This is a genomic window from Frankia gtarii (genome assembly GCF_025403375.1).
Classification (GTDB): domain Bacteria; phylum Actinomycetota; class Actinomycetes; order Frankiales; family Frankiaceae; genus Frankia; species Frankia gtarii.
In genome coordinates this window covers 1-20,453 of sequence record NZ_JAMPTM010000061.1, presented here as the reverse complement: position 1 = coordinate 20,453, position 20,453 = coordinate 1, and the positions used below count along the sequence as shown (strand labels likewise).

Here is a 20,453-nt window from a genome sequence, read left to right as displayed (position 1 = left end):
TCTCATCCCGCAGCCTGTCCCCCGCGCCACGGCCGCTGTCCGCCATCCGGTCACATCCGCTCGGGCGCGCTGACGCCGAGCAGGCCGAGGCCGTTCGAGAGCACCACCCGGGTCGCGGCGACCAGCAGCAGCCGGGCACCGGTGAGCGGGCCCGCCTGCTCATCCCCCTGCGGGAGTACCCGACAGGCGTCGTAGAACCGGTGGTAGACCCCGGCGAGTTCCTCCAGATACCGGGCGACCCGATGGGGGCCACGCAGGGTCGCCGCCGCCTCGATCACCCGCGGGAACTCGCCGAGCCCCCGCAGCAGGTCGACCTCGCGCGGATGGGTCAGCAGCGCGACGTCCGCCGTCTCCGATGCGCCCGGCAGGCCCAACGCCTCGGCGTTGCGCAGCAGCGAACTGATCCGGGCGTGGGCGTACTGGACGTAGAACACCGGGTTGTCGCTGCTCTGGCGGGTCACCAGGTCGAGGTCGAGGTCGACCGGCGAGTCGAGCGAGGAGCGGACCAGCGAGTAGCGGGCCGCGTCGACCCCGACCGCGTCGACGAGGTCGTGCAGAGTCAGGAAGGTCCCGGCCCGCTTGGACATCTTCACCGGGGTGCCGCCGCGCGACAGCGTCACCAACTGCCCGATGATGACGTCCAGGTTGCTCGCCGGGTCGTCGCCGAAGCAGGCGGAGATCGCCTTCAGCCGGGCGACGTAGCCGTGGTGGTCCGCCCCCAGCAGGTAGACAAGCTGGTCGAAGCCGCGGCCCCGCTTGTCGCGGTAGTAGGCGGCGTCGGCGCAGAAGTACGTCGGCTGGCCGTCGCTCTTCACCAGCGGGCGGTCCTTGTCGTCGCCGAAGTCGGTGGTGCGCAGCCACACCGCACCGTCGGCGTCGTAGACGTGGCCCTGCGTCCGCAGGTCGTCGATCGCCTTCGTCAGCGCGCCGGCGGTGTGCAGCGTCTGCTCGGAGGCCCAGCGATCGAAATGGACGCCGAAGCCCTCCAGCGTGGACCGGATCTCGGTGAGCATCAGGGCCAGGCCCTCGGCGGAGGCCACCGCGCGCGCCTCGTCATCGGGCAGGTCGAGCAGCTCGGGCCGGCCCGCCAGCACCGCCGCGGCGATCTCCGCGACGTACGCGCCGTGGTAGCCCTCCGCCGGGATCTTCCGGCCGGCGGCCGCGGCCAGCACCGACGCGCCGAACCGCTCGATCTGCACGCCGGCGTCGTTGACGTAGTACTCGGTGCCCACCGAGTACCCGGCCGCGGTCAGGATGCGACCCAGCGCATCGCCGACCGCCGCCCAGCGGGCCGAGGCGAGCGTCACCGGCCCGGTCGGATTCGCGCTGACGAACTCCAGGTTGACCCGCACGTCGCGCGGCTTCGCCGCCTGGCCGTAGCCCTCGCCGGCCCGCACGACCGTGCGGGCGATCTCGCCGAGGGCGTCCCCGGCGAGGGTGAAGTTGAGGAACCCTGGGCCGGCGATGTCGACGCCGACGATCCCGCGCTCGGTGACCAGCCGGCCGGCCAGCACCTCGGCGACGGCGCGCGGCGGACGGCGGGCCGCCTTCGCGAGCTGCAGGGCCACCGGGGAGGCGTAGTCGCCGTGCCCGGGGGTCTTCGGTCGCTCCACCGTGACGGTGGTCGGCACTGTCACGTCCAGGTCGCCGTCGGCGACCGCGCGGCCAATGGCCGCGACGATGGCGTCAGCGAGATCGGCGGGGGTCATGTCGCGATGCTATCGGCGCGACGGCCTTCAACGTCCGCCCGCCGATCCGCCCTACCGGCGTCGCGCGGCGAACCAGCGGGCCAGCCGGCGCGACCTGGCGGGCCGGTGGCTAAACCGGCTGGCCGGCGGCGAGCTTCTGGACGACGGTGATCAGCTCGTCGGGGTCGAACGGCTTCGTCAGGTAGTAGTCCACTCCGATGCGTGCCCCGCGCTTGACGTCGGCCTCCTGCGCCCGCGCGGTGAGCATGATCAGCTTGATGCCGGCGGTCGACGGATCCTCGCGCAGGTGGGCGGCCACATCCCAGCCGTTCATCCGCGGCATCATGATGTCGAGCGTGATCACCTGCGGGGCTACGGAACGCACCACCTCGAGCGCGTCGACACCGTCGACGGCGGTATGGACCTCGAAGCCTTCCAACTCAAGGTTGACGACCACGAGCTGACGTATCACCGCGTCGTCGTCGACGACGAGGACTCGGGGGGCGGCTGGGTACACACCGGAAGCTTACGGCCGACCCGGGCGCGCGATCCCGTGTTCCAGCCTGGTAACGTATGCCGCGTTGACCCAGAGCCCCCGTAGCTCAGGGGATAGAGCACCGCCCTCCGGAGGCGGTGGCGCAGGTTCGAATCCTGCCGGGGGCACACACAACCTTCCGTCCGACTTCGGTGGAGTTCCGGACGGTCCAGGCGGGATGTCAGCCACGGTCCCCGGCGCTGACACCATCCGACCGCGACCACCCACGCGGCCCGGTCCTCGGCGGCGCGACGTCGGCCTCGATGGAATCCGTGTGCAGCCTCGGGCATCGACATCGGCATACGAGGTATCCGGAAGATATCCAGGGGTCGAGCTGAGCGTGCTTCACGGGACGCACTGACACACCACTGCGATCTACTCGCCCTGAAGCACGCACAGAGTTTGTCACGCACAGAGTTTGTATGGCGTCGACCTGGCCGTGGCCGCCGCGGCCATGGCCGCGCACACGGACTCCCTCGCCCTGCCGTCCATCGGCACTCACTCCTCGTCAATGTTTGACTACGAGGAGATCCGTCGTTTTTCGCGATCCGCACTCGCTGTCGCGGCCAAGCCGACTCCTGCAGTGCAGGAGAGATCTGCTTGGCTCTGCACGGTGTCGGCTTCGGCCTCGACGAGGTCGAAGCCTTCGAGTCCGAGGTCGCCGGAGTCATCGAGGCAATCGACCCAGGGCACCACCCGCCCGATCTCCGCGCGATTACCTTCATCGAGAGAGACCAAGGTCGAGCGCAGCGAATGTGACTGTGCCTGAAGTCCCTCCTCAGCAGCACCCTTCGCCAGGAGGGGGCGCAGGCTCCGAGAAGAGTCGATCATGTTGGTTATGACTCGGCGAAACGGTCGCACGCATTCGTCGCCATGCCCTTCACCGAGTCCTTCGGTGACATACTCAACTATGGAATCGCACCGTCCATACGCTCGATCGGCCTACTCTGCGAGCGGATGGACGAGCTCTCGTTCACCGGCGACACCCTGGAGTACATGGGAGAAGGAGTTGACCGCCGAGCCGAGAAACCTCTTCGGGTGAACGGGACGTAGAGTCGTCATCATGGCGGAGTCGGCAGCCGTCCACCATGTGCATGTGACGGCCGCGGAGAGTGAGGAGCCGCGCGTGCCCGCCGACGTGGCCGAACCGCTCGGGGACGACGCCCAGACGGAGGTCGGCCCCGGCCAGGTTCTGACACTCCGTCCCGGCAAGCTCCGCAGCTCGGCCCTTGCTGTTGGCGTCGAGCCACTCGACGACTCGGTCCGGCTCCGCTACAGCGCGAACCCGCTCACATCAGAGGAACGCACCGCACTGGCCGATTTCCTGGCCCAGTAACACCGGCCGCTCATCGTCCGTCCCAGTCTCGGGAATGCCGGTGCGGGGCCGTCCGGTCACCGCCGTCGCGAATCTGTCGGAATTGTGTCAATGCCGGTGCGCAACGCGAGGCCAATGTAAGACTGCGGCTACGAGCCGACCGGTCCACATCCGCCGGGACGGGCGTGTGAGGCTGGTCCACGTGAACGCGGTGATGTGAGGAGCTGGCGGGCTTGCGGGTGGGCTGGGAGCTGCGGGCCTGTGCCCGCAAGGGGCATGCCACCTATCGGCCTGACGAACCCGAGTTGGCGGCGCGGCTGACGGCCACGACCGCCGTCGGGGTGGCTTGGCGGTGCCTGCGCTGCGGGGACTTCGTCGTCGGCGAGCCGGCGCTGAGCGGACCCGCGCAGGACGCGCCGACTCTGCTTCGGGGGCGGGCCCTGCGCGACGCCACGGTGCTACGGCTGCTCGCGGTGGAGCGGCTGGTCCGGGCGCTGCTGATGGTGCTCATCGGCTACGCCATCCTGCGGTTCCGCCGGTCCGAGGAGGCCGTGCAGCGGCTGTTCGACCGGGCGGTGCCCGCGGCGCGGCCGCTCGCCGACGTCCTGCACCTCGACCTGAACCACTCCCCGACGATCGAGCACCTGCACCGCCTGCTCCACACCCGGCCGCAGACGCTGCTGCTGGTGGCGGTGCTGCTCTTCGGCTACGCGGCCGTGCAGATCGTCGAGGGGGTCGGGCTGTGGCTACTCAAACGCTGGGGCGAGTACTTCGCGGTCGTGGCGACCTCCGCATTCCTGCCGCTGGAGATCTACGAGCTCACCGAGCGCATCACGGTGCTGCGGATCGGCGCCCTCGTCCTCAACCTTGGCGCCGTGGTCTACCTGGTCGCCAGCAAGCGGCTGTTCGGGGTCCGCGGCGGGGCCACAGCCTTCGAGGCGCGACGGCACGCCGAGTCGCTGCTCGAAGTCCAGCAGGCAACCCGCGCCGAAGCCCCTTCGTCACCCGAGGCGGCCGAGGCGGCCGAGGCGGCGCCGGTCAGCCACCGTTGCCGGGGGCCGGAGTGAAGCTGTCGTGCCAGACGGCCTTCGCGCCGCTGTCGCCGATCCGGTAGATCTGCACGACCGAACCGACGGCGACCACGACGCTCAGCACCGCGAGCACGATCGTCACTGCCAGCCCGCCACGCCGCGCGGTCGCAGCCACCCTGCCGTCCGTGGTCGCAGCCACCCCGCCATCCGCCGCTCCAGCCGCCCCGCCGTCGACCGTCGCGGCCGTTTTCCGGGCCACCAGCCACGCCACGGCCGCCAGGACAAACAGCCCACCGGCCCACGGCAGCAGACCGTCGCCGAGTTCGGCGTGCCGGTGGACCAGCTCGTCCGGAGGCACCCGGCGCTCCAGCCATTCCCCGGCGTGGGTGGTCAGCGGCACGCTCACCAGCGCGACAAGGGCGATCGCCGGGGTAAGCACGCCGAGCCGGCGCCGGGCGGCCGGCCAGAGGGCGGACAGCACCACCAGCAACGCCGCGAGCGGCACGAGCACGACGACGACGTGCACGAGCAGCGCATGCGCCGGTAGGCCGTTGATCTGCGTAGGTCCCACCGTGGCTCCGATCCTGCCTGGCGCCGTTCGGTGGCGGCGCATCTTCAACTACCGAAGTAGTACTACAGCGATAGTATTACTACCGGTGTCGTAGCTGGACGTTAGACTGGCCGTCATGCGGGGCAAGGGAGCCAATCGGCGGGTAGCCGGAGAGTTGGAGTCGGCCGTCCTCGCCGTGCTGTGGGAGGCCGACGGGCCGCTCACCCCGGCCCAGACCCAGGAGGCGCTGACCAGCGACGGTCACGACCTCGCCTACACGAGCGTCGCGACGACACTGGTCCGGCTACACGGCAAGGGCCTGCTCGAACGAACGACCGCGGGGCGCGGTCACGCCTACGCCCCCACCAGCGCCGCCGCCCGGCAGCTCGCCGACCGCATGCGCGGCCTGCTCGGGCCCGGCCGCGGCCGGGCCGTGGTCCTCAGCCATTTCGTGGCCGGGCTCACCGCCGACGACGAGGCCACCCTCCTCGCCCTGCTGGCCGCCACCGAAGGCGAGGACGAGGACGAGCCGTCGAACCGTAGCGAAGGCGCGGCACCAGGCGAGGACGAACCCTCGGGTGCACTGTCGTCATGACAGCGGCCTGCATACCGGCCGGCGGGCCGAGGCAGCACCCGGGGCTCCGATGAGGTACATGGTCTGGGTTCCCTTGATCACCAGCGTCGTCATCGCGTTGGGGGCACCGGCGCTCGCCCACAGGCTGCCCTACCGGATGAAACCGGCCGCGCTGACGGCGAGCGCCGTGCTGGCCGCGGCCGGCTGGATGAGCTCCCTGATCCTGCTGGCGGCGAGCTTCGTCGACCGCGTGCCGGCCCTGGCGCACCGGCTCGGCACGACGACCGTCGCCCGGGCAGGCGAGCTCCCACCGTCCTCGGCGGGCCTGGCGGCCGTCGTGACCGTGGGCGCCGGCGCGGGCATGCTGCTCGCCGCGACCGCGCGCAACGGCCTGGCCCTGATCAGGGCGGAGCGGCTGGTTCGACACCTCCCGGCCGGACGGGTCCACGTCCTGCCGCAGCGCCGGCCCGATGCCTGCGCGGTCGGTGGCGTCACCGGCGGCCGGGTGGTCATCACCGCGGGCCTGCTCGACTGCCTGGACGCCGCCGAGCGCGACGCCGTCCTGGCCCACGAGCGCGCCCATCTCACCGGTGGGCACCACTGGCTGCGGATGACCGTCGCCTGCTGCGCCGCGGTCGACCCGCTCCTGCGGCGCCTGCCCGATCTCGTCGAGATCGCCTGCGAACGCTGGGCGGACGAGCACGCCGCCCGCGAGACCGGGCAACGCCGCGTCCTCGCCCGGGCTCTCGGGAAGGCAGCCCTGGCCACGCTGCAAAACGCCAGGGACGCCGAGGACGCCGAGGACGCCGAGGACGCCGAGGACGCCGAGGACGCCGAGTCCGTGGCGGCGGGCCAGGACCGGCCTTCGCCCACCGCCTGCGGCTTCCACCATCACGCGGTGGCCGAACGCATGGCCGCCCTACTCGACGCGCCGCCCCGCGCCACCCGGGTACCCGCGACGGTCCTGCTCACCACGAGCGCGCTCACGGCCGCGATGATCGGCTCCGCGGTGCATGCCGGCACCGACTACCTCGCCCTGTTCCACTGAAGGCGCACATCGGGCAAACCCAGGTCGGCCGATGCCAGCTCCGGCCGTCCGGCCGTCAGCAGTTGCAGGAGGTTATCCACGGCTTGCCGGCCATGGCCGCGTGGCTCAGGCTGGCCGAAGCCCTGGCCTCCCCCGTCTGACCGTCTTCGCCCGCCGGACGCCGCCACGGCCGGGACCGCCGCCCCGTCACTGCCCGCCGGGCGCACTCACCGCCGACGGAACCACTGCCCCTCCGGCCGCCGCCGAACCGGCCTGTACCGGGCCGGCTGCCGATGATCCGGTCGCCCCGGACCGGTCCCGGGCCGGCGGCGCAGGCCGTCGCACCGCCGACTGTGCGGATTCCGGACGCGGGGGTCCGCCGCCGGGGACCGTCTCCCGCAGCGTCCGGTAGATCTCGTCGAACTCACGCACCGCCGGCACGGAGCGGTATCCACCCAGCCGGCGGGCCAGCATGCGCAGCCGTTCGGCCGTACGCGCGGAGTTCACCCGGGCGTCGAGCCGGGCGGCGCGGATGGCCCGCGCGCAGGCCCGCTCGACGTCGCCCTGTTGCAGGTGGACCTCGGCGAACCAGGTCTCGTACAGCGAAAGCTCGCGGGCGCGCAGCGGATCGTAGCCGGTCAGGCCGTGCCACAGCCGGGCCTCGGCCCGGTCGGGACGGCGCAGCTCGGTCCAGCAGCGGCCGGCCATCACGTCGATCTCGCGGGCGTCCAACCAGTAGACCCATTCGGGATCCGCGGCCGGATCGCTGCGGTCGTAGAGCCGCTCGACGACGGTGAGTGCCTGCTCGCAGGCCCGTCGTTCGCCGGCGCGGGCGTGCGCCCAGGCCAGCCTGTCGGCCAGCAGTGCCCGGGTGGTCGCGGACGCCGAGCGTCCAACCCCGGCACAGGCGGTCTGCGCGAGCAGCACTCCCTGCCGGACGTCGGCGTGGTTGACCATCCGGTAGGCCTGGGTGGAGATCAGGTTGGCGGCCAGCTCGGCGTCGCCGCCGGCGTGCGCGGCCCGGATCCCGCCGGTGAGGAACCGCGCCGCCGCCCCGTGCCGCCCGGCGTCCGCGGCGATCCACCCGGCGAGCTGGCAGAGCTGGGCCACCGCCGACAGCAGCCGGCGGCCGACCGCGGCGTCGTAGACGGCCTCGCGCAGCATCGTCACCGTGCCGATGAGCTCTCGTTCGACCAGTCCGGCCAGGTCACGCCCGCCGACGTAGTCGTCCAGCCGGCGGAACTGCCCGACCCGTCCCTCCACCTTCTCGGCCAGCGCCGCGCCGACATGCCGCCCGGCGGCGAGCTCCACGACCTGGGGTGGCTCCAGCAGCAGCCACTCGTGGGCGAGGCGGACAGGATCCCAGTCGTCCACCGGCGCCGGCCGGGTCGCCGGCACGGCGGCGGACGCGGGGACCGGTCGCGCCCGCGCCGGCCCGACACCCCGGGCCAGCAGTATCCCGGACGACGCCCCGGGTCCCGCGACAGCCGACCCCGCCGACCCCGACCCCGCCGACGCCGATCTCTCGGGCACCGTCCTGCGCGCCGCGGCGGCCAGGTAGGCGGCTAGCAGTTCGCTGCTGCGCCGGGTCCAGGTGCCCGCGCCGGTGGGCGAACCCGCAGGTCCGGGCGAACCCGCAGGTCCGGACGGATCCCCGCCGGTGGCCGACTCTGGCGGCCCCGGCCCGGACGGTTTCGAGCGGTGGCCCGCCAGGCCCGACCAGGCAACTCCCACATCCACGTCTGCGTCGTCCGCCGGCGCCGGCCCGGACCCGCCGGCGTGCCTGCCGGCGACGGTCTCTGCGGGCAGCGGCGGCCGAAACCCCAGTTCGGGCTCCGTGACGCCGAACAGCTGGCAGTAGGCGCGCCGATAGGCGACCCCGGGGAAAACCTTGCCGAGCTCATGGCGACGAATCATTTCCGCGGTCGCCGCCGGCGGGATGAAACCGTTGTTTCCCGACAGCCCGCGCAGCCGCTCGGCGAGACCGTCCTGGGTCAGGCCGTGCGCCTCACGAAATCGCCGGAGAATGTTCGGCGCCCATCCCGGATGCCTATCAACCGACACGTCGACTCCGTTCCCTCGGATCGCCCCCAGGTCGAGATCAGGATAGTCAGTGGGATGAGACGAACGGGCAGAACGACGGAACCGGAACTGGATTCGAAACAGACTCGGCCTCGATGTCCGTTTCCTGTCCGGTTACGGAACCGCGCGGCAGATCACCTCCCGGATGCCCTGGTCAGGCAGCCCGGGGTGCGATGAACTCGAGGTCGCGCGGCTCCGCCGGGATGGACGGGAAGTCCCCGGCCGTGGTGCCGCACTCCGGGTGTCGGTCGGCAATGAGTTGCCCCCTCGAAGACCGGCGCCCAGGTCGGTTCCGGGTGGGCGCTGACGGGCCACACCGGCTCACCCGGAGCCGGCCGTTCGGAGCCGGCCGGGTCGGGCCGGCACCACCCACCGGCCGTCCTCGGACCACGGCGCCGAGCTCCGCCGCGAGCGGGGTACTCGCTTGCCGAGGATGTGAGCGGTTCGAGCCGCCACACATCCCGCACGGCCGAGGATCGCCTGGACGCCGAGTTCGGCCAACCGACCCAGGTCGTCGAGAATTCTTTCGACCCGCTCACCGTTTGGACCGACACCACAAGAACAGGTCGTGGTCTTCAGGATCTCACCGTAATCCCGCTGCTCGGTCTCGCGGTGCACCCGCAGGACATCGAGCTTGCGTGGCGGCTCCGGCCCGGGAAGGAGATTGCCCGCCCTGGCGCACCGGACCACCAGCCGACGAGTCTTCCGTTCGCCACGGCCGATCAGGATGGGCGGATGCAGCCGGGCAGGCGCCTGGGACGAGTCGAGCGGCCGGGCCAGCCGCCTCGGCCTCGTACCAGATCGCCCCGATGCCGGGCCGGGCCCGACCGTACAGAGAGCACGTCGAGCGTCCCGATGATCTCCGTGAGTACACCCGAGGGCAACAGGCAAGATCCCGCGAGTGACTGGAGTCGCCACATCTGTACACAGAGAGTCGCAACTGTAACGGCATCCTCGCCGCATACGCCCACCAGACCCAACATCACCACAGGCATCCCGCGACGGACTTCCACCCGTTATGCCGGGAAACCTGGATGTACGACAATCCAGGCATGTTCCGTCCGGTAGCCGCCAGGGCGGCCGCTGGGGGCCCGGGTGGCGAGAGCTCCGGGGTATCCGTACCCTTTTGCACGCAGATCATGGCAACGCCCCGTTTACCCGACAGGCGGTCACGTCCCGTGACCAGCGGCCGGGCTCCGGGGCGGAGCCCGGGCCGATGGGGGCGGTCACGCGGTCCGGTCCGCGCCCGGCGGTCGCTACGGCGGGCGGCGCGGCGCAACGGGCGCTCCCCCGGCTCACGCACGCCGACCGCGCCGGTCCGCAACCGCGGTCCCGACTCGCGGTCCCGACTCGCGGGTCCGCACGCAACATCCGGCGGGGGGATGACCGGATGACCATATCGCCGCCTCCCCCACGCCGATTCCGCCTGGTACGGATCGCCCAGCTTCTCCTCATCCTCGCCACGCTCGCCCTGTCCGCCGCCTCGTTCGTGGACATGCCGCGCGTCGGCGACGAGGCCCAGTCGCTGAGGTGCGGCGTCGCCATCGGCTCCGGCCTGATCTGCATGTCCCGGGCCGTCCTCATCCGCGGCGAACGCGCCCCATGGGCACTGCTCGGAGCCGGGCTGATCAGCTACGGCTCTGGGACGATCTACCACAACGTCGCCTTGGACCCGCAGAGCGACAACATCCAGCCGTCGCTGGCGGATCTCGCCTGGCTGCTGTTCTACCCGGCCTGCTATGTCGCCGTGATCCTGCTGCTGCGTCGGCGGCTGGTGCGGCTGCACCGCAGCATCTGGCTGGACGCGATCGTCGGGGTGCTCGGGGTGGCCGCGCTGACCAGCGGCATCGGAGTGGGGATGGCGCGGGCCAACCCCGAGTACAGCGCGTGGACGATGATCGTCAACGTCATCTACCCGCTGGCGGATCTGCTGCTGATCCTGCTTGTCGTCACGGTGTTCGGGCTGCTCGGTTGGCGCCCGGGGCGGGTGTGGTGGCTGCTGGGCGCCGGGCTGGTGAGTTTCGCCCTGGCCGACTCGCTGCTACTCGTGCTCGTCATCGCCGGGCACAGCCCGTCGAGCGGCGTGCTGTCCAGCCTGTGGCTGTTCTCGGTGCTCATGCCGGCGTTGGCGTCCTGGCTGCGCCCGCGCTGGCAGCCGCCGGCGAAGATGTCCGGCTGGGGCGTCATCGCCGTGCCGCTGGTGCTCGCGACGGTCGCGCTGGGCCTGCTGGTGCTCGGTGCCACGATCGATCTGCCGACGGTCACCGTGGCACTCGCCGCGGCGACGGTGCTGTCCGCCCTCGCCCGCGCGGCCTTCACCTTCATCGAGGTCCAGCAGCTCGCGGAGAGCAAGGTGCTGGCCCGCACCGACGACCTGACCGGCCTGGCCAACCGCCGTGGCTTCATCGAGCGGCTGACCCGGGCCGAGCAGCACACCACCGGACCGGACACCTTCGCCCTGCTGCTCCTCGATCTCGACCGGTTCAAGGAAATCAACGACTCGCTGGGCCACCAGGTGGGGGACGCGCTGCTGACGCAGGTCGGCACGCGCATCTCCGACGCCCTGCGCCCCGGGGACCTGCATGCCCGCCTCGGCGGCGACGAGTTCGCCGTGCTGCTCGAACACGCCGACGTCGACGCCGCCCGCCGGGTAGCCGACCGGGTGCTGACCGTCCTCGCCGATCCCTTCGACGTCGGGGGCGTGACGCTGCACGTGGACGCGAGCATCGGCGCGGCGGTCTACCCCGACCATGCCCAGGATGCCCACACGCTGCTGCAACGCGCCGACGTGGCGATGTACGCGGCAAAGTCGCGCCGCACCGGGGTGGAGTCCTACCGGCCGGGCGCCGACGTGAACAGCCTCGTCCGGCTGGACATGATCGAATCGCTACGGGCCGCCCTCGGCACCGGCCAGTTGGAGGTGTACTACCAGGTCAAGGTCGATCTCAGCTCCGGACGGACGGACGCCGTCGAGGCCCTCGTCCGCTGGCGGCACCCGACCCGGGGCCTGCTCGGTCCGGAGGAGTTCGTCCCTCTGGCCGAGCAGGCCGGGATCATGCGGATGCTGACGATCGAGGTGCTGCACACCGCGCTCGACCAGGCCCGACGCTGGCACGCCGCCGGTCTCGACATCGCCGTCGCGGTCAACCTGTCCGCCTCCGACCTGCTCGACCGCGACTTCCCCGATCAGGTCAGCGGAATGCTCGCCGGCTTCGGCCTGAGCCCGACCGCACTGGAACTGGAGATCACCGAGACGACGCTCATGCTCGACCGGGTGCGGTCGGCCACCGTCCTGCGGGAGCTGCGAGCGCTCGGCATCGGCATCGCCGTCGACGACTACGGCACCGGCTACTCGTCGCTGGCGCGGCTGCTCGAGCTGCCGGTGAACGTGCTCAAGCTCGACAAGTCGTTCATCCAGCGGGTGGAGGACGACAGCCGGGCCGAAGCGATCGTGCGGTCCACCGTGGGTCTGGCGCACGCGCTCGACCTACGGATCGTCGTCGAGGGGGTGGAGACCGCGGCGGCGGTGCGGATGCTGCGTGATGTCGGCTGCGACCTCGCCCAGGGCTACTTCCTCGGCGAACCCGGCCCGTCCGAGCAAGTTACCGAACAACTCCGGCAACAGACGCCGCCGGCTGGCACGATTGATCTGGAGAACGCGGCGCGGGAGACGGCGGGGTTCGCGAGGCCCCGCGAGGCGAGCGGCCGGGATGCGACCTGCGACCCGGCGGCCGACCGCGGGGCATGCCGCACCGGCGAGCGCGCCCCGATGATGGAGGGTGCCGTGCGCAACACTGCGGTGGCCCCCGGCTCGACGCCGGCGGGCCGCCCGTGGCGGTGACCGTGCCACCTCGCGCGGTGGGCCCCACCGTGTGGGACGGCTTCTCGCTGCTGCGCAGCCCCGGGCGGGCGCCGGTCGCGGTCGGCGGCACGCTGGACCCGGCGACGCTGGTCGGCGCCTACCGGGCGGGGGCGTTTCCGTGGCCCACCGGGGAGGAACCGGCGGGCGAGGACGCCGACGAACCAGCACCGGCCGGGGTGGGCGGCCTGCGTGACCTGCTGCGGGCCGCCGTCGCCGCGCGCCGGGTGCGCCATCTGTCCCCCGACCGTTGCGGCGGCTACGACCTGCCCTGGTGGAGCCCCGACCCGCGGGCGGTGATCCCCACCCGCGGGGTGCGGGTGAACCGATCGCTGCGCAAGCGGTTGCGCACCTGCGGGTGGACGACGACCGTCGACGAGTCCTTCGTCGAGGTGGTCCGCGGCTGTCAACGGGACGGAACGTCGGGTTGGATCACCGACGAGCTGATCGACGGCTACACGCGGCTGCACACCCTGGGGTGGGCACACAGCCTGGAGGTCTGGGACGGTGACGAGCTCGTCGGCGGCGTCTACGGGGTGGGGGTCGGCGGCGTGTTCGCCGGCGAGTCGATGTTCCACACCCGCACCGACGCCTCGAAGGTCGCCCTCGCCGACTTCGACGCGCGCTTCGCCGCCGCCGGGGGCGTGCTGCTGGACGTTCAGATGACGACGGACCACCTCGTCTCCCTCGGCGCGCTGGAGATCCCCCGGGCCGACTACCTCACGGTGCTGGCTCGGGTACGCGACGCCGACGTCCGGCTCGACCGCGACCGGCGGCCCGTCGCCCGACTCGTGCCACCCGCGGGCTGACCGGCCGCCGGGGCCACCCGCCTGCGGCCGGCCTCAGCCGAGATCGGGCCCGCCGGTCGCGGCGACCAGCGGGAAGCGGGCGCCGGCCTCGGCGAGGACGGCGAGCAGGTGGTCGATCTCGTCGTCGGTGTTCGCGGCGGTGATCTGCACGCGCACCCCGACCTGGTCGCGGGGGACGACGGGGAAGGGCACCACCGAGGCGAAGACCCCGCGCTCGTAGAGAAAGCGACCCAGCGGGTCGGCGTTGTCCGCATCCAGCAGCGGGATCTCGACGATCGGGAAGCCGCTGGTGTTGAGCGTTCCCAGGCCCAGCCCGCGCAGCCCGTCGAGGAACCGGCTGGTCAGCCGGTACAGCCTGGCCCGCAGCGCCTCGCCGCGCCGTTCGTTGACCCGCAGCCCGACCAGGCCCGTCGCCAGCGACGCAACCGGTGACGGACCGGAGAAGATGTACGGCGCGGCGGTGGACTTCAGGTACTCCTTGACCTCCGTCGGGCAGGCGACGAACGCGAGCAGCGAGGAGTACGCCTTGGAGAACCCGCCGACAAGCACCAGGTTGTCGTAGCCGGCGCCGAGATGGCGCACGATGCCGTTGCCGCGGCTGCCGTAGGGGCTCGACTCGTCGGGACCACGCTCCCCGACGACACCGAAGCCGTGTGCGTCGTCGACGTAGAGCAGCGCGTCGTGGGCGCGCGCGAGCGGGAGGAGCTCGTCGAGGGGCGGCCCGTTCCCCGTCATGCTGTGCACCCCGTCGACGCAGATGACCCGGGGATGAGGGGCCGTGCGCAGCAGCCGCTCCAGCCGGTCGAGTCGGTCCTCGCGGAACCGCGCGACGGTCCCGCCGCGGCTGGCGACCATCGCACCCCCGTCGTGGGCGGTCTGGTGGGCGTGCAGCTCGACGAACAGCGCGCCCCGGCCGACCAGTGCCGGCAGCACCGAATGCTGGATATGGGTGATGGTCGGCAGCAGCAGTGCGTCCTCGGCACCGAGCAGCTCCGCCAGCGTTCGCTCGATGTCGTCATACGGGCGTGGGCTGGCGATCAACCGCGACCAGCTCGGATGCGTTCCCCACAGGTCCAGGTACGCCGGAACCGCTTCGATGATCTCCCGGTCGAGATCGAGGCCCAGATAGTTACAGGAGGCGAAATCGATGAGCCAGTGATCACCGATTCGTATCCGGCGACCGTCGATCTCGTCGACCGTAGCGTCATAAAAGGGAGCGTGACGGCGCATGCGGTCGAGTTCCGCGCGGATACCCAGTGGCCGATCGAGCACGTGCCGCCAGGCCGGGGAGAATGCACTCGGCGCAGGTGGCAGGGGTCGGCCCAGGGTTTCAAAGGTCTGCGACATCCCGCTCTACCTGGCCGGTCGAGGGCTCGAAGCGATCAGGAGGCCTGACCTGATGATCATAAATAGCACAGAATGCCACGGGGATCCGAGTTTCTGGAAATTCGTCGAATCTGGCTGGCTGGTCGGGCGCGCCACCACCATCACCCATCCTTGGGTTCACCGGAAACACACGTCGCCGGGGTCAGGGAACGAGGAGATACCAACGGAACCAAGGGAACGTTGAACAGTTAAACGATAAGCCGGCGGACCCGCCGATTCCACAAATAGCGCACGAGCTGGGCAAACACGTAGCGAGTTGCTCCGGCCTCCGCATCCGACGCGCGCGGCGACACGCCGGGGACAGCGCAACCCGCCCCGCTCGAAGCTGCCTCACCCATCCGGGCCAGCCGGGCCGTGGGGTGCCGTTCCGCTCCGCCAGGACCACCCGGACCGCGGCGGGCGAGGCACCGATCGACCCCTGCCCGCGGCGAACGGACCCTCACGGCAGGGGTGTTATTGTCCCCGCCATGTCTGACACGGCGGCATCCGCGGCGACTTCCGCCGAGCCCACAACGGCGAGCGCGGCGCCCTCCTCGCCGGGCGCGGCGCGGTCCTCGCCGGGCGCGGCGCGGTCCTCGCCGGGCGCGGCGCGGTCCTCGCCGGGCGCGGCGCGGTCCTCGCCGGGCGCGGCGCGGTCCGTGACCCCACCGGCGACACCGGCCCCGCAGGCACCCCTGACCAGCCCAGAAGGCAACCCGGACGGCGAGGTCCCCCTCGTGCGCACGCTGCCGTACTCCGGTTGGGGTCTCGCCCGGTCGAAGACCCTCTTCCTCGCGCACCGCAAGGAGCCCGTCGACCCGGCGGGGTTCTACTCGTTGATCGCTGCGGACTCCGTCCGCCAGCTCATGCGGTACACCTCCCTGACCGACCAACTCGTGCTGGACGTCGGCGGCGGCCCAGGCTATTTCCGCTCGGCGTTCCTCGACGCCGGTGCCCGCTACGTCTGGGTCGAGCCGGACGTCTCGGAGATGGAGGCCGGGGGCATCGAGGTGCCCGGCCGGGTCCGGGGCAGTGCGTTGGACCTGCCGTTCCTGTCCGGCAGCGTCGACCTGTGCTACACGTCCAACGTGCTGGAGCACGTCCCCGACCCGTGGCGGATGTGCTCGGAGCTGGTCCGGGTCACCCGCCCAGGCGGGCTGATCTTCCTCAGCTACACCAACTGGCTGTCACCCTGGGGTGGCCACGAGACTGCGCCGTGGCACTACCTCGGCGGCGATCGGGCGGCGGCCCGCTTCGAGCGCCGCAAGGGCCAGGCACCGAAGAACATCTACGGCCGGACGCTGTTCCCGGTGTCGGTCGCCGACACCCTGTCCTGGGCGCGCCACCGCACCGACGTTGAGATCCTCGACGCGCTGCCGCGTTACCTGCCGGACTGGGCGAAGGTGATCCTGAAGGTGCCCGGCGCCCGCGAGATCGTCACCTGGAACCTCGCGATGGTGCTGCGCAAGCGCTGAGACTCAGGAAGCTGAGACTCAGGAATCAGACGAGCCTGAGCTGTTGGCCCGCCGACGGCCGGCGGGCCCGCTGCCGCGAGCTCACGGCCTGCTCCGTCGACAGCAGCGCCGGGCCGATGTCGGCGAGGAACGGCGAGGGCCGGGTCTCGGCGTCGGAGCCGGGGCGGCGGCGCGCCGCGGAGGTCAGGATCAGCCGATGGCGCGCCCGGGTGACGCCCACGAAGAACAGCCGTCGTTCCTCGGCCTCGGCGAGCAGCGCCGCCGCAGCCGGGTCCGCTTCCCCGGACGGCGTCTGTTCGCCGCCGGCCACGGATGCGCGCCGCGCGGGCCCGAAGCGCATCGGCAGCAGCCCGTCCTCACAGCCGACGATGAAGACCAGACCGAACTCCAGGCCCTTGCTCGCGTGCAGGGTGAGCAGGCTGACGCGGTCCGCCCGCGGGTCGAGCCCGTCGACCTCGCTGGCCATCATGACCGAGGTGAGGAAGCCTTCCAGGTCGGTCCCGGCGGCGGCCGCGGCGGGCGAGAGCAGCTCCACCGCGAGCCGTAGCTCGGCCTCGGTCGGCACCCGTGCGCCGGGGAAGCCCGCGAACCCCGCCGGCATCGGCGCGCCCAGTTCGGTGCCGAGCGCGGCCGCCAGCTCGACCGCCCGCACCGCCGCATCGCGTAGCAGCACGGACACTGTTCGCCCGCCCACCGCGCCCGCCGTGCCGGCCGCGGGCCCCGACGCGGGGCCGCCCGGATGGCCGCCGGACGCCGCGCGCAACAGCCCCAGCAGGGCGGCGACCGCCGGGGCGTCGGCCAGCGGAAGGTGGGAACGGCGTTGGAAGGGGAATCCCCGCTTCGCCAACGCTTCCATGATCGGATCTGCCTGCCGGGCGGTCCGGTAGAGCACCGCGATGTCCGCGAACGACAGGCCCGCCTCCACCGATCCGTCCACCCCGGAATCGAGCGCGTGGAAGGAGGTTCCGCCGAGCGCCGCGTCGATGGTGTCGACGACCGCGATGGCCTCCTCCGCCTCGCTGCGGTAGCGCCGCAGCAGCACCGGGCCGTCCCCTTCGGCGCCTCGCACCGCGGTCAGCGTCCGGCCCGGCACCAGGCTCGCCGGGGCGATCACGTCGAGGGCCGCCCGCACGATCGTGCGCGTCGACCGGTAGCCGCGGGTGAGCGCGACCGTGCGCGCCCCCGGGTAGTCCTGCTCGAACCGCAGGAAGAAGCCGACGTCGGCGCCGCGAAAGCTGTAGATCGCCTGGTCCGGGTCGCCGATCACGCACAGGTTGCCCGCCGGGGGGCACAGCAGCTCCAGCAGCCGGTACTGAAGCTCGTCGGTGTCCTGATATTCGTCGACCCAGACATGGCGCCAACGGGCCCGGTAGTGCTCGACCAGTTCTGGTGCGCGGCGCAGCAGGGTCAGCGGCAGCACGATGAGATCATCGAGGTCGACCATGTCCCGTTCCCGCAGCTCGGCGTCGTAGCGGGCGAGGACGCCGACCAGGTCGTGGTCGCGCTGGGCCTGGCCGAGTGCCCGTAGCCGCTTGAGCTCGGCGATGCCGGCCGACACCCGGCGCCGCGCGCGGGCGTCGCCCTCGCCGTGCAGCGCGGCGTCGAGCAGCTCCGCCCGCACGGCGTCGTCGGCGACCTGGACCTGCGCGCCCCGCGCGAGCCGCTCATGCTGCTCGCGGACGATCGTCAGCCCCAGGCCGTGGAACGTCGTCGCAAGCACCCGGCGGGCCCGCTCGCCCAGCATCGCGTCGAGCCGCTCGGTGAGCTCCCCCGCCGCCCGCCGGGTGAACGTCACCGCCAGGCACTGCTCGGCGGGCACGTCGCGCTCGGCCACCCGATGCGCGATCGCGTGCACCAGCGTGCGGGTCTTGCCGGTCCCGGGGCCGGCGAGGACGAGCAGCGGGCCGGCCGGATGCGCCGCCGCCCGTCGCTGGTCCGGATCCAGGCCGTCGAGCACCGACGGCTCCCCGCCGCCGGCCGGTTCACCATGCGCGGCGAGCGCCTCATCCAGCGACGGGCCGGCCCCGGCTGCGTCCGCGGCCCCGGTCGCGGCCGACCCGGCGGCGAGCGCGCTGTTCCGGGCCCGCCGGCCACGTCCCGCCTGCCGGAGAACCCGGTCGCCGGGCCCGTCCACGGACGGCTGGGCGAAAGCGGACGCCTGGGCGGGGACAGCCGGCTGGGCGGGGACGGACGGGGCGAGGTCGAACAGGGTGCCGCCGTCGCCGGCGAGCTCCCGCGGCTCGAACAGCCGGATGACGCCGTACTCGCCGTCGAAGCCGGCCTGGCGGATCACCTCGCCGCGCCGCAGCCGGGAGATGGCCTCGACCAGTTCGGCCGAGCCCACCTCGGCGATCGCCGACACCGGGACGTCGCCGAGGATGCCGAGCTCCGGGCCGAGCCGAGAAACCAGCGAGGTGACCTGGCCCGCAACCGCCTTGCTCTTCGGCCCCACCCCTAGGATCTCCCCGACGACCTCCGGCAGCGGCACCAGCGAGGTGACCTCGCCGGCCGTCGCGGGACGTACGCCGGCCCCGCGGTCGGACAGCGCCTCCACCCGGTTGAGCACGCCCACGGTCACCAGGCCGCCGCAGGTCGGGCAGCGCCCGCCGACCTCGCGAGTCTGCTCCGGGGTCAGGCACACCCCGCACTTGCGGTGCCCGTCGAGGTGGTACTTGCCCTCCTCGGGGAAGAACTCGACCGTCCCGGCGAACCCGTCTCCGCCGCGCAGCGCCGCCTCGATGGCGAAGTAGTCCAGCTCGCAGGTGAAGGCCGTCGCCTCGCGGCCGAGCATGGGCGGCGAGTGGGCGTCGGAGTTGCTCACCAGGCGGTAGCGGTCGAGGCCGGAGATCCGCCAGAACATCTCCGGGTCGGCGGACAGCCCCGTCTCCAGGGCGAAGATCTCGTCGGCGAGGTCGACGTAGCAGTCCTCGACGGCGTCGAAGCCGGACTTGGAGCCCAGGACGGCGAACCACGGCGTCCACACGTGCGCCGGCACGAGGTAGCAGCCCGGCCCGCCGGCCAGGGTGATCTCCAACAGGTCGCGGGAGTCCAGGCCGAGGATGGGCCGCCCGTCCGCGGCCAGGTTGCCGATACGGGCGAGCGCCGCGGTGATGGCCCCGGCGGCCTCCCGGGTCGGCGCGTACAGCAGGTGATGGACCTTGCGGGTCCGATCGCCCCGCTTGTAGATCGTGGAGATCTCACTGGAAATCATGAAACGGGTCACCGTCCGGCACGAGGCCGGCAGCGTGCGCAGCACGTCGCGCTCCAGATCGGGCCGCAGCCGGAACAGGCCGGGCTCGGCCGCAACGAGCTTCTCGGCGAGTTCCTGCGACCACGCGGGGTGAGTGAAGTCTCCGGTGCCGACGACGGCGATACCCTTGCGCGCCGCCCACCAGGCCAGATGCTCCAGGTCGCAGTCCCGGCTACAGGCCCGCGAGTACCGGGAGTGAATGTGCAAATCAGCATAGAACCGTGACCTCACGGATGCGTATGTTGTCGCATCCGCGCCCGGCGGCCGGCGGCGGCACGCCGGGGGAGCGAGCTCGAGCGCCTGGTGGCCAACAGCAGGCAAACGCCGAGACCACGTTCCATCCACGGCCGCCAGCCGTCGGCGGGTCGCGACGGTCGGCTTCGCGGGCGTTCACCGTCTCCGACGTACTGCCGGCGACGAGGTGACGCGGATTGACTGCCGCGTTCACATCACGGTCGATCACCAGCCCGTAGACCGCCGAAGAACTCTCATGACCACTGAGACCGCAGCAGTCCATCACCCCCGGCCCGCCGTCCGCCGAGAGCAGCCGTCATTATTCGTAGATCGCGGCGTTCCGGTCGGACTGCGGCGACGCGGAGAGCGCAGAGGCGGGAGGGACGGCGGATGGCACCCGACGGGCGGCGCGCCCGGCCCGCCGCCGGCGCGCCGGGCGCGCGGTGGGTGACCCGGTGACGGCACGCCATGCCGACGCCGAGCAGCGGGCCGCGCTGGCCGACCGCTGCCACCGGTTGGTGCGCTTCCTGCACGAGGTCGCGGTGGCGCGCTCCGAGCGGGTGCGCACCGTCGACGAGCACCCGCTCACCATCTGGCTCGCCGACATCCCCGCCGGCGTCGCCCTGTCGGAACACGCCGGCGCCGGCGAGGTCCTGCTG

Annotated in this window: 16 protein-coding genes and 1 tRNA gene; 9 read left to right on the top strand and 8 right to left on the bottom strand. The window is 72.2% G+C overall.

The window, feature by feature from the left end; genetic code table 11:
• Nucleotides 1-50: 50 nt before the first annotated feature.
• Both argS and NBZ83_RS11740 read right to left on the bottom strand, forming a co-directional pair.
• On the bottom strand, nucleotides 51-1,709 hold the full coding sequence (gene argS / locus NBZ83_RS11745) for an arginine--tRNA ligase (protein WP_261568769.1): 1,659 nt from the start codon (nucleotides 1,707-1,709) through the stop codon (nucleotides 51-53).
• A gap of 109 nt (nucleotides 1,710-1,818) precedes the next feature.
• Nucleotides 1,819-2,205, bottom strand: coding sequence for a response regulator transcription factor (locus NBZ83_RS11740; protein ID WP_261568768.1), 387 nt, complete (start codon nucleotides 2,203-2,205; stop codon nucleotides 1,819-1,821).
• Nucleotides 2,206-2,279: 74 nt separating this feature from the next.
• Here NBZ83_RS11740 and NBZ83_RS11735 point away from each other — a divergent pair.
• A tRNA-Arg gene (locus NBZ83_RS11735) sits at nucleotides 2,280-2,351 on the top strand.
• A 391-nt stretch (nucleotides 2,352-2,742) separates the two neighbouring features.
• On the opposite strand, the gene NBZ83_RS11730 is transcribed toward NBZ83_RS11735, so the two are convergent.
• The gene (locus NBZ83_RS11730) at nucleotides 2,743-3,054 is read right to left on the bottom strand and encodes a hypothetical protein (protein WP_261568767.1); all 312 of its coding nucleotides are present in this window, start codon (nucleotides 3,052-3,054) and stop codon (nucleotides 2,743-2,745) included.
• A 232-nt stretch (nucleotides 3,055-3,286) separates the two neighbouring features.
• Between NBZ83_RS11730 and NBZ83_RS11725 the strand changes: the two genes are divergently transcribed.
• The gene (locus NBZ83_RS11725) at nucleotides 3,287-3,559 is read left to right on the top strand and encodes a hypothetical protein (RefSeq protein WP_261574952.1); all 273 of its coding nucleotides are present in this window, start codon (nucleotides 3,287-3,289) and stop codon (nucleotides 3,557-3,559) included.
• A 218-nt stretch (nucleotides 3,560-3,777) separates the two neighbouring features.
• Nucleotides 3,778-4,605 carry a DUF2127 domain-containing protein gene (locus NBZ83_RS11720; protein WP_261568774.1) on the top strand — a complete coding sequence of 276 codons (828 nt, stop codon included), beginning with the start codon at nucleotides 3,778-3,780 and terminating at the stop codon, nucleotides 4,603-4,605.
• On the opposite strand, the gene NBZ83_RS11715 is transcribed toward NBZ83_RS11720, so the two are convergent.
• Complete coding sequence (locus tag NBZ83_RS11715; protein ID WP_261568765.1) at nucleotides 4,577-5,140, bottom strand: DUF2231 domain-containing protein; 564 nt, start codon at nucleotides 5,138-5,140, stop codon at nucleotides 4,577-4,579. The two genes, NBZ83_RS11720 and NBZ83_RS11715, sit on opposite strands and share 29 nt — an antisense overlap.
• A 115-nt stretch (nucleotides 5,141-5,255) precedes the next feature.
• Here NBZ83_RS11715 and NBZ83_RS11710 point away from each other — a divergent pair, with 115 nt between their 5' ends.
• A complete protein-coding gene (locus NBZ83_RS11710) occupies nucleotides 5,256-5,714 on the top strand; it encodes a BlaI/MecI/CopY family transcriptional regulator (protein ID WP_261568764.1) in 459 nt (152 codons plus the stop codon).
• Between the two features lie 58 nt (nucleotides 5,715-5,772).
• Nucleotides 5,773-6,741, top strand: a complete 969-nt coding sequence (locus NBZ83_RS11705; protein WP_261568763.1) for a M56 family metallopeptidase — start codon at nucleotides 5,773-5,775, stop codon at nucleotides 6,739-6,741.
• Nucleotides 6,742-6,927: 186 nt separating this feature from the next.
• Here NBZ83_RS11705 and NBZ83_RS11700 read toward each other — a convergent pair whose 3' ends face one another.
• Nucleotides 6,928-8,784, bottom strand: a complete 1,857-nt coding sequence (locus NBZ83_RS11700) for a helix-turn-helix domain-containing protein (RefSeq protein ID WP_261574951.1) — start codon at nucleotides 8,782-8,784, stop codon at nucleotides 6,928-6,930.
• Between the two features lie 1,408 nt (nucleotides 8,785-10,192).
• Here NBZ83_RS11700 and NBZ83_RS11695 point away from each other — a divergent pair.
• A complete protein-coding gene (locus NBZ83_RS11695) occupies nucleotides 10,193-12,643 on the top strand; it encodes a putative bifunctional diguanylate cyclase/phosphodiesterase (protein WP_261574950.1) in 2,451 nt (816 codons plus the stop codon).
• Nucleotides 12,634-13,470, top strand: a complete 837-nt coding sequence (gene aat / locus NBZ83_RS11690) for a leucyl/phenylalanyl-tRNA--protein transferase (protein WP_261574949.1) — start codon at nucleotides 12,634-12,636, stop codon at nucleotides 13,468-13,470. Before NBZ83_RS11695 ends, aat begins: the two co-directional genes overlap by 10 nt.
• 33 nt (nucleotides 13,471-13,503) lie before the next feature.
• On the opposite strand, the gene NBZ83_RS11685 is transcribed toward aat, so the two are convergent.
• Complete coding sequence (locus tag NBZ83_RS11685) at nucleotides 13,504-14,817, bottom strand: aminotransferase class I/II-fold pyridoxal phosphate-dependent enzyme (protein WP_261568759.1); 1,314 nt, start codon at nucleotides 14,815-14,817, stop codon at nucleotides 13,504-13,506.
• Between the two features lie 478 nt (nucleotides 14,818-15,295).
• Nucleotides 15,296-15,580 carry a hypothetical protein gene (locus NBZ83_RS11680; protein WP_261574948.1) on the bottom strand — a complete coding sequence of 95 codons (285 nt, stop codon included), beginning with the start codon at nucleotides 15,578-15,580 and terminating at the stop codon, nucleotides 15,296-15,298.
• On the opposite strand from NBZ83_RS11680, the gene NBZ83_RS11675 reads away from it, so the two are divergent.
• A complete protein-coding gene (locus tag NBZ83_RS11675) occupies nucleotides 15,573-16,310 on the top strand; it encodes a class I SAM-dependent methyltransferase (protein WP_261568773.1) in 738 nt (245 codons plus the stop codon). The genes NBZ83_RS11680 and NBZ83_RS11675 overlap by 8 nt on opposite strands.
• 25 nt (nucleotides 16,311-16,335) lie before the next feature.
• Here NBZ83_RS11675 and NBZ83_RS11670 read toward each other — a convergent pair whose 3' ends face one another.
• Nucleotides 16,336-19,791: a UvrD-helicase domain-containing protein gene (locus NBZ83_RS11670; RefSeq protein WP_261574947.1), complete on the bottom strand. Its 3,456-nt coding sequence runs from the start codon at nucleotides 19,789-19,791 to the stop codon at nucleotides 16,336-16,338.
• A gap of 458 nt (nucleotides 19,792-20,249) precedes the next feature.
• On the opposite strand from NBZ83_RS11670, the gene NBZ83_RS11665 reads away from it, so the two are divergent.
• Nucleotides 20,250-20,453, top strand: a 204-nt coding sequence (locus tag NBZ83_RS11665; RefSeq protein WP_261574946.1) for a hypothetical protein, incomplete at its 3' end; no start/stop codon positions are given.

Bases quoted from the DNA above. Each gene is read 5' to 3' on its own strand.
- argS (WP_261568769.1), bottom strand. From the start codon at position 1,709: ATGACCCCCGCCGATCTCGCTGACGCCATCGTCGCGGCCATTGGCCGC.
- NBZ83_RS11730 (WP_261568767.1), bottom strand. From the start codon at position 3,054: ATGATCGACTCTTCTCGGAGCCTGCGCCCCCTCCTGGCGAAGGGTGCT.
- NBZ83_RS11725 (WP_261574952.1), top strand. From the start codon at position 3,287: ATGGCGGAGTCGGCAGCCGTCCACCATGTGCATGTGACGGCCGCGGAG.
- NBZ83_RS11710 (WP_261568764.1), top strand. From the start codon at position 5,256: ATGCGGGGCAAGGGAGCCAATCGGCGGGTAGCCGGAGAGTTGGAGTCG.
- NBZ83_RS11705 (WP_261568763.1), top strand. From the start codon at position 5,773: ATGGTCTGGGTTCCCTTGATCACCAGCGTCGTCATCGCGTTGGGGGCA.
- NBZ83_RS11695 (WP_261574950.1), top strand. From the start codon at position 10,193: ATGACCATATCGCCGCCTCCCCCACGCCGATTCCGCCTGGTACGGATC.
- NBZ83_RS11685 (WP_261568759.1), bottom strand. From the start codon at position 14,817: ATGTCGCAGACCTTTGAAACCCTGGGCCGACCCCTGCCACCTGCGCCG.